The sequence below is a fragment of the Streptomyces sp. DS1-CR2 genome, assembly GCF_055760475.1.
The window spans coordinates 198,612-210,997 of record NZ_CM147085.1 but is presented as its reverse complement, the minus strand read 5'-3'; the positions used below and the strand labels follow the sequence as shown (position 1 = coordinate 210,997).

Sequence of the window (12,386 nt, the reverse complement as noted above, 5' to 3'; positions counted from 1 at the left end):
CATCGTTCAACTCGCCCGCCATGGCGTGCGATTGCCTCGGAGACTGCGGGCGCCTCCTTGACTCGGACCATCGCTTTAGAGATCATCTCAATTGGTGAGTCTGCGGTAGCAGATGAGGGTGCAGGCGATGCTGGTGAAGGCCAGGAAGTGGATGGCCTGCCGCTCGTAGCGACGGTGGAGACGTCGGCAGCCGGCGAGCCAGGCCATGGTGCGTTCGATGGTCCACCGGTGGCGCCCCAGCTTCTGTGACGTCTCAACTCCCTTGCGGGCGATGCGCGGTGTTATGTGGCGTAGGCGGAGCCATTGCCGCAGGTGACGGTTGTCGTAGGCTTTGTCGGCGTGAAGCTTGGCGGGGCGCCGACGGCGTGGACCGCGCCGGGATCTGATCGGTGGGATGCCGCGCACGAGCGGTTCGAGGGCCTGGCTGTCATGAAGGTTGGCGCCGGAGATGCCGACGGAAAGCGGCAGTCCGGTCCGCTCGGTGATCAAGTGGATCTTCGAGCCGTACTTGCCCCGATCTACAGGATTCGGACCCGTCAGGTCCCCTTTTTCAGGGCCCGCATGTTCACCGAGTCGATTGCGCATCGTGACCAGTCCAGCTCGCCTCGAGCCCCCAGCTCATCCAGGACCAGACGATGCAGTTTCGCCCAGACCCGTTGTCGGCTCCACTCCATGAACCGGCGGTGAGCCGTGGCCCCCGATGGCCCGAACACGGGCGGGACCTGCGACCACGTGCACCCGGTCGTGGCCACGAAGACAATCGCCGCCAACACCTCACGGTCCCCATGACGGCGCCGGCCACCACCCTGCGGCCGAGTCGGCGCCTCCGGCACCACCCGCTGGAACAACTCCCACAGCCCATCTGGGACCAGACGCTCAGTCAGCAACACAGCACCAGACTACCGGCATCACCAATTGAGATGATCTCTTAGACCCAATGCCGTGACTCTGTTGGTGATCTTCAGGGGTATCCGGTGGCTGCGGTGCACAGAGTGTGGAAACGGCTTGATCGTGTACGCCCTCGGGGTGTTTCGGCGATCCAGTCGGTGGTGCGGGTGAGGTTGCAGGTCATAGCGGTGAGTACGTGTTGAACATGCGTCTTGGCGAGCCCTCGGTAGCGGGTGCGGCGTAGGCCGTTGCTCCGGACGGTCTGGGAGAGCGTCGCCTCAATGCCGGCGCGGACGGCATAGCGTCGTTGCCATTCCTCGGTCTGCTGGTCGAGGTGAGGGCCACGAAGTCCCAGGTCATGCTGCACTCGACCGTCCCCGACGCCAGCGGCGAGACCCTATTGGCCGCCCACCCACGGGCGGTCGGCCGCGGCGTCCGCGTCGTCGAGGAGACCCACTGGGACGGCCTGCCCACCGGCAAGGGGCGTCGCACCACAACCGCGCCGCGTCGCGAACGACCTGCGGATGGTCAGGTCGGGCCTCTGCAGGCTCTGTTGAACCGGGCCGCAGCCACCCGCATCGAGGTCAGCCGCCGGCCGCTGTCGGTCTATGACGAACTGACCGGCACCCGGCCCTTCACCACCAACTCCCCGACAAAGGAGTCCTCTTGAGCGAGCTGACCGGCAACCGCATCCGCACTACGGCCGGAAAGCTCGGCCTGCCCCACCTGGCGGAGACCATCAACGAGTACACCCGCCGGGCCGACGAGGCAAAGATGGGCTACCTCGACTTCCTCGACCTGGTCCTCTCCGAGGAACTGGCTGTCCGGGACGACCGGCGCTTTCGTCAGGGCCTGCGGCTCTCGAAGCTGCCGCACCACAAGACCCTGGATGAGTACGACTTCTCGTTTCAGCCCGAGCTCGACCCACGCAAGGTCAAAGACCTCGCCAGTCTCTCGTTCGTCGACGGGAAGGCCAACGCTGCCCTGCTCGGACCGCCTGGGGTCGGCAAGACGCACATCGCCGTCGCGTTGGCGGTCGCGGCCTGCCGGGCCGGTTACTCGATCTACTTCACCAGCCTCGACGACATGGTCCGCAACCTCAAAGCCGCCGAAGCCGCCGGACGGCTCGTCAACAAACTCGGCACCTACCTGCGGCCCAGCGTCCTCGTGGTCGACGAGGTGGGATACCAGCCCCTCGAACGAGCCGAGGCGAACCTGGTCTTCCAGGTGATCTCCAAGCGTTACGAGAAGGGCTCGATCATTCTGACCTCGAACAAGACCTTCAGCGAGTGGGGCCAGGTCTTCGGCGACGAGGTCCTCGCCACCGCGATCCTCGACCGACTACTCCACCACTGCGAAGTGATCTCCATCAACGGCCCCAGCTACCGGCTCAAGAACCGCCTCCAGGCTATCGAGCGCCAGAACGAAGTCGCCTGACAGCTCTGCACGTTCATCCGTACGCGATTCTGCACTTCACCTCGTACGCCGACAACCCTCTGCATGTCGTCCTGCCCGATGTCTATCCTCTGGTCGGCCGCGGGACCCTCGACATCGCTGAACTGGCCGCTGAGCCCTGGGTACTTGGCTGCCTCAAGACCGAGACGTACCTGCGCCCGGTGCGCTGAACGCGCCGGTTTCGACCCGGACGTGCGGGCCACGACAACCGACTACTTCTTCGCCCGCTCCCTCGTCGCTGCGGGTATGGGAATCTCGCTGATCCCCTCCATCGCACAGAACCCGCAGATATCAGGGCTACGGGCCGTCCGGATCGCGCCGCCAACTCCGGTCCAGTACATCGTTGCCACGATCCTGCGCCGCAAGCACACCCAGGCCAGGGCGCTGATACAAGCTCTTCAGAGGCAGGCAGCAGCGCTGGACGAAACCTGACCCGCACCAGACGACATGGGCTCCGCCGCGGGCGAGGATCTTCTGGCTCCGGCGAGCGAGTTCGGGCGCGTGTCGTTCTCCCTGCGAGGATGAGGAAGCCAGGCCGCGAACGGCAGGAAGGGATCCCCGTGAACGAGGTAGAGGAGGGGCTCTGCCTCATGGGTCCCGCCACGTTGACCATATTCGTCATCGGCGCGGGCAACGAACCGCTGCCGCCGGAGGCGTTCCACCTCGCCGGACTCGTGCCCGACGAAGTGCACCCTTTCATGCTGATGGAGCAGTCGGCAGGGATCGCGTCGCTCGGCCTCATGTCGTACGACCTCGCCTTCCGCGACACCTCTCTCACCCTGTCTACCTACACGTGCGAGACCTGCGCCGCCTGTGCGCGGACGGCCGAGCCGTGGCCTGGGCCGGCTTCGAGGGGTCGTTCCACTACGACCACCTCCTCACCGAGGACATCGCATCCTTGGTCTACGGATACTGCGTGAGCGGCGCCGAGCCCGTGGTCGCAGGGACTTCGCCACCCGGGTGTAGTCGGGGTCTGTCGGTTTTCGAGGTCGCCGACACGGATTTCAGGCTCGGCTGCACTCCTGTCCGAGCGCGACGAGACGTGCTCCGCGGAACGAGCTATGCACCCTCGTTGCCATCGCGCAGGGAATGGATCATGCTCTGCAGGATCCGGAACGCGCCTGACTGCTCGGTCTCGGTCATGCCGGCCAGCGTTCTGACCTCGACGGACCGGACGGCTGCGGTCGCCTTCTCCAGGCTCTGTCGGCCGCGCGGCGTGAGCCGCGCGGGAAGAACCTTCCCGACGGGCGCCTTCGCAGGCCTGGTCACGTAGCCGTCTCGTTCCAGGGTCTGGAGCAGCGCGTTCATCGTCTGCCGTGTCACGAACGCGCCCCGCGCGAGCTCGGAGTTCGACAAGCCCGGTCGTTGCGCCAGCAGCTCGAGGCAGGAGTAGTGCGTCACGCTCATCCCGAGTGGCCGCAGCACCTCCTCCATGGCTGCGCGCAGGGCGCTCGAAGCCTCTTTCAGCAGGTAGCCCAGTGATTTGTCCAGGTCGACGCGGCACCGTTTTGACTCATGTCAGGATTCTGACATACATTGACCTGTGTCAGGAATCTGACACGAAGAGAAGGAGCATCATCATGCCCGCCACCGGCCCCGACTTCATCTCGCTCCAGGCGCGCGACCTCGACGCTTCGCAGGCGTTCTACGAGCAGTACCTCGGCCTCGTCCGCTCGCAGGCCGGACCTCCGCACGCCGTCGTCTTCGAGACGAAGCCGATCGCGTTCGCACTCCGCGATGTCGTTCCCGGCACCGATCTCGCATCCGTTGCTCAGCCCGGCATTGGTGCCGCGATCTGGCTCCACGCCACCGACGTCCAGGCCATCCACGATGCTCTCGTCGCCGACGGTCACACCATCGTCTCCGCACCGATCGACGGCCCCTTCGGCCGGACATTCACCTTCGCCGACCCCGACGGCTACCAGATCACTCTCCACGACCGCGCCTGACGGGACTGTAAAACGTCCGGGTCTGGCCCGTAGTCGGTGGTGACGCCGAGTAGCCATCCGTGATCATGATCTTGTGATGAATGTCAACTCCCTTATCGGGACGGTGTTTTCCGGGCTGTCGGTGCTGGTCGTCGAGGACGTGGTGGACGGTGGTGACGCGGTGATGGTTACGGCCCGCACGCGGGATGTGGCGGTGCCGTGTGCGGCGTGCCGGACGCCGACGGTGAAGGTGCACGGGTATCACTTCCGGACGGTGACGGACGTGCCGGTCGACGGCCGCCCGGTCGTCGTCCACCTGCGGGTACGACGGCTGGTCTGTCCGGTCCTGGGCTGCGGGAGGCAGACCTTCCGCGAGCGGATTCCCGGACTGCTGGAGCGCCATCAGCGCCGCACGGTGCGGCTTGCCGGGCAGATATCCCAGGTGGCGCGGGAGTTGTGCGGCCGGGCGGCCGCACGCCTCGCCGGTCTGCTGGCCGTGCCCGTTTCCCGCAGCACCGCGCTGCGCCATCTGCGGCGCCTGCCGCTGCCGCAGCAGGCGGTCCCGCGGGTGATCGGCGTGGACGATTTCGCCCTGCGCCGGCGCCACCGCTACGCCACGATCACTCCGCCGTGAGTTCAGAGAAACTGAGGGGTGTTCAGCGGGAACCCGTGGGTCCGTCGGTGTGCTGATCGGTGGTGAGCCCATGAGTGGGCACTGACCCCGGATTTTGGACACCGGAGAGACTTGGATCTTGATGGTCCAGGAGAACGGAGTCCCCGTGGGGATGAAGCACTACCCCGCCGAGTTCAAGGCGGACGCGGTCGCGTTGTACCGTCCCGGTAGGGTCGGCCGAGCGGCGAGGTCCCTGTTGGGCAGGGCCTTTTCCGCTCGGCCTCCCTCCTCCGAACCGGACGGGCCCGTTTCCGAGCATCCGGCTCTCCAGTGACTACTGCGTGAGCGTCGCGGTCGGCTTCCCGGTGTGGATGCGCTCGTGACAGGCACCGCAGACCACGAGGGCCTTGCGTCGGCACCTGGCCATGAGGTTCATCCATTCGGGGGACGACCCGTCCAGTCGGCTGAGGTCGTTGAGTGACCTGATGTGGTGAACCTCCACCTCACCAGCTTGATCGCAAACCTCGCACCGATTTCCCTGAAGTCGACGGATCAACTCCTTGTGGGGATAGGCGGGTCCCGCCAGACGGTCGGTCAACTCCGCCGTCTTCTGACGCTTGAGGGGAATCCCTCCGAACCGTGCTACCAGTTCCTTCCTGTTGTCCCGTGGCATGCGAGCCTCGAAACAGGTGCGCGGCCCATACGGCGTCTGGATCTTGGCCTTGAATCGGGCCGCCATCTTCGACACCGTCGAGCCGTGTTTTCGCGCCAAGGTCCTGAGCATTGCGGTCTCCATGACCCAGCGCAACCGGTGAAGTCGGAAGACGTCACCGGCCATCAGGTAGTACTGGACGACACCCCGGTACTCGATGGCGAACTTTCCGACAATGACATGGTCGGACTCGTTCACGAGCGAGTTCTGGCAGGCGGGCTTTCCACCCGCTAGAAAGGGTGCAGATTTGGCCTTGATTACGGCGGTGGGCACGTGCAGGACGATCGTTCCGTTGAGGGATCGGCGGTTGCGTCGATCCGTCGCTGACGGTCGCCGCGTTCTGCGATCCGTACTCGCCGTCGATATCTCATAGCCGAGGAATCGAGCCCTGCCTGTCCGGGCATGAGTGATCAGCGTTTTCTCCTGCGACAGTTCCAGCTTGAGGTCTTCACGCAAGAACGTCGCCAGACGCCGTTTGAATTCTTCGGCTTCGGCCTTCGGTCCGACAAACCCGAGGAGGGTGTCGTCGGCATAACGCACGTATCGCAGTCTCCGGTAGTCAGGATCGTTGGGGTCCTGGCTGGGGAGACGGTGCAACCGCTTGTAGAGAGACCGCACTTCGGCGCGGTCGCCTCTGCGGCGTGCACGTGCAATCGCCGATTCCACCCGCCGGTATTCCGTACTTCGTGCACGGAGTCTTCCTCGGGTGTATTCCGGGATCAGTGTCTGCTCGACGTAGGTGTCCAGCTTGTGCAGGTAGATGTTGGACAGGACAGGTGAGGCCACGCCGCCTTGCGGAGCTCCGCTCAGCGTCTTGTGCCAGGTCCAGTCCTCCAGGTATCCGGCTGTCAGCATGTTCCGCACCAGCCGCAGGAACCGGCTGTCGTGGATGTTCTCGCCCAGGGCTCGGAGCATGACCTCGTGGTCGAGGCTGCCGAAGCAGTCGGCGATGTCGCCCTCGATGAACCAGGTCGTCCCCGTCCAGGTATTGACCACCTCGCGCAGCGCGGTGTGGCAACCTTTCCGGGGACGGAATCCGTGGGACCTGCCGGAGAAGACCGGCTCGTAATACGCCTCCAGCAGGAGTCGCACCACCTCGCCAACCAACTTATCCGACCAGGTAGGCAGGCCGAGAGGCCGAGTCTTCCCGCTCTGTTTCTTCGGGATATGAACTCGTCTCGTGGGGCGGAACCGATAGTGTCGGCGACGGGTGAATCGTGACCCTCTGACGGCGCTTGGGTTCTAAGGTGAATTCGCATCATCGTCGCAACGTTGCAGGCTCATGGTGCCAGAGCGGCGGCGAATGCTTGGGCGGGGGTCTTCCAACCCAGGGTCTTTCGGGGTCGGTTGTTGAGTCGTTCCTCGATGGCTCGGAGGTCCTCGGCGGAGTGCAGCGCGAGGTTCGTGCGCTTGGGCAGGTACTGGCGAAGAAGACCATTTGTGTTCTCGTTGGTGCCGCGCTGCCAGGGGCTGGCGGGGTGCGCGAAGAACACGCCGTCGGTGAAGTACGCGGCGATCTCGTGGTGTTGAGCCATCTCCGAACCTTGGTCCCAGGTCAGAGTCCGGCGAGCAAGTTCGGGCAGCTCGGTGAGCGCGGTGATGAGCGCGTCGCGTAGGTGGCCGGCTGAGTGTCCTTCGGGAAGTGCGACCAGGCGCAGGTAGCGGGTGCGGCGGTCGACGAGGGTGGCGACGGCGGACTGGCTCCGGACACCCACGACCAGGTCTCCTTCCCAGTCACCCAGGCGCTGGCGGAGTTCGACCGCCGTCGGCCGCTGGTCGATCAAGGTGGCGGGTGCGACGAAGCGGGGCATGCGCTGGCTGGGACGGCGGCGTTGTCTGCGCAGTGGGCGGCCGGTGCGGAGTTTCCTGGTCAGCGTCCTACTCAAACCGCCCTTGGCGCCCTGATAGAGGGCGCGGTAGATGCTCTCGTGGCACAGATGTCGCTCGGGCCGATCCGGCCAACGTCTGCGCAGGTGGGCAGCGATCTGCTCAGGGCTCCACTCCAGATCGAGCTTGGCCTGCACCTCCGCCCGCAGGTCAAGGTCCGTGGCCAGCTTCGCTCGGCGTGGACGCACAGCCCGCTCCGGCAGCGATGATGCGCCAGGTCCGCGTCGTACCGGCCATAGTCATGCGGTCGGCTGTTACGACGAAGCTCCCGACTGACCGTCGACGGGGCGCGACCGAGGCGGCGAGATATCTCCCGTATCGTCAGGCCGCCTTCGCGCAACGAGGCAATACGCCGCCGCTCGAGCAGGGACAGGTACCTGCCCGACCGGGAAGACTCCGGCAGGTAGTCCGGTGGCAGGCCGCCGTTCTCTGAGCGCCACCGGTATCCGGTCTTGCGTCCGATCCCGAGCTGTCTGCATGCCTCGACCGAGCCCATCCCGGCCGCGAGCAGCCGCCAGTACTCGGCCTCGAGTTCCAGCCTGCGCTTCCGTCCCCGCCTCGCCATCAACACACCCCTAATGATCAAGGAATGTTGCGACAAGCGTTAGAACCCAAGCGCCCAAACTGGGTCAGGATTCAGGTTCTGGATCACTTTCAGTGCAAGGGCCACGGAGGGTCACCGAAACCGCGATCATGAACGGCCTCGCGCGCTGAGAAGGACTCGCTTGCGGAGCAGGTCGAAGTTGGCGCGGCCGAACATCTGCCGCTTGAGCATCTTGATCTTGTTGTTGTGGCCTTCGACGGCGCCGGAGCTGTAGCGGAGGCTGAGGCCGGCGACGACGGCGTCGAGATCTTGACCGAGCCCGGTGACGAAGGTGTGCAGGGCGGGGAGGTCGTCGGCCGTCACGCTCGCGATCCACTGGTCCAAGTGTTTGCCCTGGCGGTTGTTCATGAGCTCGGCGAACGCGCGGACGTGGTGGGCGGTGCGGTCGAGTGCTGGGCAGCGGGTCAGGATCGCCTTGAGCTGCTGAGCCTGGTCGTCGGTGAGGCGGTCGGGGTGGCGGGTGAGCCAGCTGGTCACATTCCGCACGGATGGCACCTGGCGGGGCGGGTCGTGCGGGAAGTTCTCGCGGAGTTTGGCCGCGTACTTCTTCACGACGCTCTCGCCGCCGGGGTAGCCGCGCTCGCTTACTTCCTCGAACATGCGGCGGGCGACGGTGCAGCCCTCGGCCCATCGCTGATGGAGGTAGGGCTTGTAGGGGTCGAGGATGCTGGTGCGGCCGGTCCACCGACCGACCAGGAGCTCGTCCGCGCTCGCCGCATTCGCATATCGGCGCACGGTGTTGCGGGCGAGCCCGAGCTGGCGGGCGATCGCGCGCAGGCCGATGCCTTGGTCGAATAGAGCGTGGACAGCTGTGTGCTGTTCCCGGACGCGGTCGGAGAGCCGGCCGGTTGTCCTCGGCCCGGTGGGCGAGGACTGGTCGAGGTCCGCCGCGCTCTCCATGGCCACGGTGACCTGGGACGTAGCGGAGCCGTGCGGTTCACGCAGCAGAGCGCGGTGCTGGACGACGGTCCTCTCGACGGCCTCGGCGAGGTTGGACCAGATGTGCCACCGGTCCGCGACGTGGATGGCGTTCGGGGCGCCGAGGCGTCCTGCCTCGGCATAGGCGGTGGAGCGGTCGCGGCATATCACCTCGACGCCGGGATGGTCGGCGAGCCATCGGGCCACCGTAGACGTCGTCCGGTCCGGCAGCAGGTCGATGGGCTGGCGGGTCTCGATGTCGATCAGGATCGTGCCGTAGTTGTGTCCCTTGCGCAGCGCGAAGTCATCCACTCCGAGCACCCGCGGTACCGAGGTCTCGGGCTCAGCCAGGCGACGGATCAACCGCAACAGCGTCGACCTGCTCACCCCGGCCGCCAGAGCATGGGACAGGCGAGCGCCGGCCCGGCCGGCCAGCATCACCGCCAGGCGTTCCAGCACCTTCTGCAGTCCGATGCTGCGTCGACCGTGCCGGACGGTCAGCCCGTCGACCTGCTCGGCGAACGTCGCCTGTCTGCAGGGACGTTGACCGCAGCGGAAGCGTCGCACCTGTAACTCGATCAGTACCGGGCGCCCGCCGACCGCGCTGTCGGCGAGCCGGCGTACGTACCGGCTGTGCAGCCGAGACGACCATGCCCCGCACGCCGGACAGGCGGCTCGCTCCACAGTCGTCCGGGCCCGTACAGCCACCAACTCGCCGTCGGACACGACGTTTTCGATCACGACACCTTCGACCTGGTGGAACCACAGATCCTGGAGGAGGACATCAGCCACGGCCGTTCATGATCGCGGTTTCGGTGACCCTCCGTGGCCCTTGCACTGAAAGTGATCCAGAACCTGAATCCTGACCCAGTTTGGGCGGTCGAGTTCTGACCCACCGGGTCTGGTTGCCGGTGTTCAGTCGGTGTCGTGTGTGGCGGTGGGGACGCGTCCGAGTTGGCGTCCGCGCATGCGGTAGGAGTCGCCTTTGAGGGAGTGGACCTCGGCGTGGTGGACGAGGCGGTCGATCATGGCGGCGGCCACGGTCTCACCTGCTGGTACAGCACCTAGTCGAAACCGAAGCAGCAGCCCCCTGGGAGCACGCAGACTCACTGTGGAGCGCCGCCACAACAGAGGAGAGCATTGGCCTGCTGGCTCACGCCCGCGGACGCTGCCCCGAACTCGGGGAGTTGGCCGCCGACGCCGAGACCGATCTGCTGAGCGCCGCCCTTACGACATCGGGCGCCCACCTGGACAGTGCCGTCGCGCTGCTCGCCGACGCCAGGCATCTGGACGAAGCCATCGCCGACTACCTGCAAGCAGGTATGACGATCGAACCCTTCAAGGACGACCTGTGCGCCACAGCGGTAGCCGCGTCCCGCACGCCGCAACGACTGTGGGCGATCGTGGATGAGCACCTTGGCGAAGACCAGGCCGCTGCTGCGCGCGCGGCGAAGTTGGCCGGGCATCTGTTGACGCATCACCCACAGGCCGCACCAGACGACGTCGTGCAGCTCCTGGCGCAACCGCTGGTCGAAGCCGACGAGCCCCTTGCGAAGGCGATCGGACATGCCCTCGCCGGTGCGCCTCACCTCGCAAAGAAGGTTGACTCTTCGATGAAGGGGCGCAGTGCGCTGCCACACCAGAAACGCCGCAACGCGGCATTCAGAGCGGCTAGCGGACTCAAGTGACCGGGCCACGGTCAGGGCTGAGCTTCTTCCCTGACTGTGCGCGCTGGAGCAGTCATGTGCCTGACCGTCATCTACCCGAGGCTGGCCGAACCTCTCGTCGTGGGCGCCGCTGTCCTGACGCGCCGCGGCCGGCCTTACCTCGGCTTTCGAGAACTCTGCCGCGGTGTTGAGTAACTACTTCCGGTCTGAGCTTGGTCTTTAACCTCGGGCGTCACCCGACCCGCTGATCTGTGTGTTCTTCCCGAGATAGCCGGGGCGGCCGTTCTCCACGCTTCGAGATGTCGGGCTGCGGGCTCACAGGTTGGAAGTGGTTCGGGGGCGCCATTGGCTCCGAGGACGAGATCGGCAAGGCCCTTGCCCTCATGGACGCGCTGGCTACCGACGACATCCCCAAGGACGTCGCCGGGCGTGCGACATCGGCCTTCGCATCAACTCGGAGCTGGGGGTGGAGGAACGACGGGGGTGGCAGGCGAAGCGGTACGCCCGGATCAAGCGGAGCCGGCGGATCCAGGCGCGCGCAGCGAACCGGGCGCCGACACGGAGGTCGTCGACCGGGTGCTGCGGCAGTGCCGATCGTCAGCCCCGGCCGATGCGCGGCGCGCGGCCGTTACGTTCGATCACGTGGTCCGGGAGGGCGGACGCCGCCTCGTCGGAAGCGATCAGGGCCGTCGCCGTGTTGATGCGGGGCAGCGCGTAGGGGTGCTGCTCGGCCAGCCAGCGGACCAGCTGTTCACGGACCGTGACCCGCACCGTCCAGATGTCGTCCGCGTCCTTGGCCGTCACCAGGGCGCGGACCTCGATCGTGCTGGGGGTGGTGTCGGTGACGGCCATGCCCCAGTCGCGGCCGTCCCAGGCGGCGCACTCGCGCAGGATGTCGTGCAGTCGCTCGCGCATCTGCGGGACCGGCGCGCTGTGGTCGAGGTGGAAGAAGACAGTGCCGGTCATCTGGGCGCCGCCGCGCGACCAATTCTCGAACGGCTTCGACGTGAAGTACGACACCGGCATCGTGATCCGGCGCTCGTCCCAGGTGCGTACAGCAAGGAAGGTGAGCGTGATCTCCTCGACGGTGCCCCATTCGCCGTCCACGACGACCGTGTCGCCGATCCGCACCATGTCGCCGAACGCGATCTGCAGTCCCGCGAAGAGGTTGCCGAGCGTGGACTGGGCGGCGACACCAGCGACGATGCCGAGGACACCGGCGGAGGCGAGCAGCGAGGCGCCCGCGGTCCGGAACGCGGGGAACGTCAAGAGCATCGCGGCCACCGCCACCACGCCGACGATCGCGATCACGACCCGCTGGATCAGCGTGACCTGGGTGCGCACCCGGCGGACCCGGGCCGGATCGCGATGGGTGGTGGCATAACGGGCGTAGGACGACTCGACGATCGCGGCCGCGATCCGCGCGACGAGCCAGGCGGTCGCACCGATGAAGCCGAGACTGAGGGTCTGTCCGATCCCCGCGGAGTGATCCTCGACGATCTTCGCCTGGTCGTACGACCCTCTCAACAGGGCCGTGCAGAGCACGAATTGGAGGGGAAGTCGGCAGCGGCGCAGCAGGCCCCACAGCGGGGTCTCGTGATGCCGGCGGTCGGCGCGCTGCAGCAGACGGTCGACGGCCCACCCCACCAGCAGGGTAAGCACGACCGAGCCACCGACGACGATCAGTGGGCGCAGTACGTTCTCCATGACTCGA

The 12,386-nt window shown here is 66.3% G+C and carries 11 protein-coding genes and 3 pseudogenes; 6 read left to right on the top strand and 8 right to left on the bottom strand.

The window, feature by feature from the left end; genetic code table 11:
* Positions 1–87: 87 nt before the first annotated feature.
* Both ACY0PA_RS01105 and ACY0PA_RS01100 read right to left on the bottom strand, forming a co-directional pair.
* Positions 88–884, bottom strand: a protein-coding gene (locus tag ACY0PA_RS01105; protein WP_376692667.1) for an IS5 family transposase whose coding sequence is annotated in 2 segments (ribosomal slippage) — positions 88–549 and positions 552–884 — 795 coding nt in all. Because the reading frame shifts where the segments join, the coding sequence is not laid out codon by codon here.
* Positions 885–961: 77 nt separating this feature from the next.
* Positions 962–1,255, bottom strand: a complete 294-nt coding sequence (locus ACY0PA_RS01100; RefSeq protein WP_473082893.1) for a transposase — start codon at positions 1,253–1,255, stop codon at positions 962–964.
* Between ACY0PA_RS01100 and ACY0PA_RS01095 the strand changes: the two genes are divergently transcribed.
* The 3 genes from ACY0PA_RS01095 (at position 1,223) to ACY0PA_RS01085 (ending at position 2,775) form a co-directional block, all read left to right on the top strand.
* Positions 1,223–1,558, top strand: a complete 336-nt coding sequence (locus ACY0PA_RS01095; protein ID WP_473086639.1) for a hypothetical protein — start codon at positions 1,223–1,225, stop codon at positions 1,556–1,558. The two genes, ACY0PA_RS01100 and ACY0PA_RS01095, sit on opposite strands and share 33 nt — an antisense overlap.
* Positions 1,555–2,325, top strand: a complete 771-nt coding sequence (gene istB, locus ACY0PA_RS01090) for an IS21-like element helper ATPase IstB (RefSeq protein WP_473082892.1) — start codon at positions 1,555–1,557, stop codon at positions 2,323–2,325. The genes ACY0PA_RS01095 and istB overlap by 4 nt, the downstream gene beginning before the upstream one ends.
* Positions 2,326–2,535: 210 nt before the next feature.
* On the top strand, positions 2,536–2,775 hold the full coding sequence (locus tag ACY0PA_RS01085) for a LysR substrate-binding domain-containing protein (RefSeq protein WP_473082891.1): 240 nt from the start codon (positions 2,536–2,538) through the stop codon (positions 2,773–2,775).
* Positions 2,776–3,402: 627 nt separating this feature from the next.
* On the opposite strand, the gene ACY0PA_RS01080 is transcribed toward ACY0PA_RS01085, so the two are convergent.
* The gene (locus ACY0PA_RS01080) at positions 3,403–3,777 is read right to left on the bottom strand and encodes a MarR family winged helix-turn-helix transcriptional regulator (protein WP_473082890.1); all 375 of its coding nucleotides are present in this window, start codon (positions 3,775–3,777) and stop codon (positions 3,403–3,405) included.
* 146 nt (positions 3,778–3,923) lie between these two features.
* On the opposite strand from ACY0PA_RS01080, the gene ACY0PA_RS01075 reads away from it, so the two are divergent.
* Both ACY0PA_RS01075 and ACY0PA_RS01070 read left to right on the top strand, forming a co-directional pair.
* A complete protein-coding gene (locus ACY0PA_RS01075) occupies positions 3,924–4,292 on the top strand; it encodes a VOC family protein (RefSeq protein WP_155347478.1) in 369 nt (122 codons plus the stop codon).
* A 76-nt stretch (positions 4,293–4,368) separates the two neighbouring features.
* Positions 4,369–4,893: pseudogene (locus ACY0PA_RS01070) on the top strand (transposase family protein); the annotation flags it as partial.
* A 325-nt stretch (positions 4,894–5,218) separates the two neighbouring features.
* Here the strand turns inward: ACY0PA_RS01070 and ACY0PA_RS01065 are convergent.
* The 4 genes and pseudogenes from ACY0PA_RS01065 to ACY0PA_RS01050 form a co-directional block, all read right to left on the bottom strand.
* A pseudogene (locus tag ACY0PA_RS01065) lies at positions 5,219–6,805 on the bottom strand (reverse transcriptase/maturase family protein); the annotation flags it as partial.
* 71 nt (positions 6,806–6,876) lie between these two features.
* A pseudogene (locus ACY0PA_RS01060) lies at positions 6,877–8,048 on the bottom strand (IS30 family transposase).
* Positions 8,049–8,174: 126 nt separating this feature from the next.
* Entirely contained in the window at positions 8,175–9,797 is a 1,623-nt protein-coding gene (locus ACY0PA_RS01055; protein WP_473082889.1) for an ISL3 family transposase, read from the bottom strand.
* A gap of 123 nt (positions 9,798–9,920) precedes the next feature.
* Positions 9,921–10,046 (bottom strand): ATP-binding protein, encoded by a 126-nt coding sequence (locus tag ACY0PA_RS01050; protein ID WP_473082888.1) that lies wholly within the window; start codon positions 10,044–10,046, stop codon positions 9,921–9,923.
* A gap of 146 nt (positions 10,047–10,192) precedes the next feature.
* Here ACY0PA_RS01050 and ACY0PA_RS01045 point away from each other — a divergent pair, with 146 nt between their 5' ends.
* Positions 10,193–10,693: a hypothetical protein gene (locus ACY0PA_RS01045; protein ID WP_473082887.1), complete on the top strand. Its 501-nt coding sequence runs from the start codon at positions 10,193–10,195 to the stop codon at positions 10,691–10,693.
* A 576-nt stretch (positions 10,694–11,269) separates the two neighbouring features.
* Here ACY0PA_RS01045 and ACY0PA_RS01040 read toward each other — a convergent pair.
* Entirely contained in the window at positions 11,270–12,379 is a 1,110-nt protein-coding gene (locus ACY0PA_RS01040; RefSeq protein ID WP_473082886.1) for a mechanosensitive ion channel family protein, read from the bottom strand.
* Positions 12,380–12,386 lie beyond the last annotated feature (7 nt).

What these genes read in the sequence shown, in the direction of transcription:
- ACY0PA_RS01080 (WP_473082890.1), bottom strand. Translation starts at nt 3,777, where the DNA reads ATGGAGGAGGTGCTGCGGCCACTCGGGATGAGCGTGACGCACTACTCC.
- ACY0PA_RS01075 (WP_155347478.1), top strand. Translation starts at nt 3,924, where the DNA reads ATGCCCGCCACCGGCCCCGACTTCATCTCGCTCCAGGCGCGCGACCTC.
- ACY0PA_RS01040 (WP_473082886.1), bottom strand. Translation starts at nt 12,379, where the DNA reads ATGGAGAACGTACTGCGCCCACTGATCGTCGTCGGTGGCTCGGTCGTG.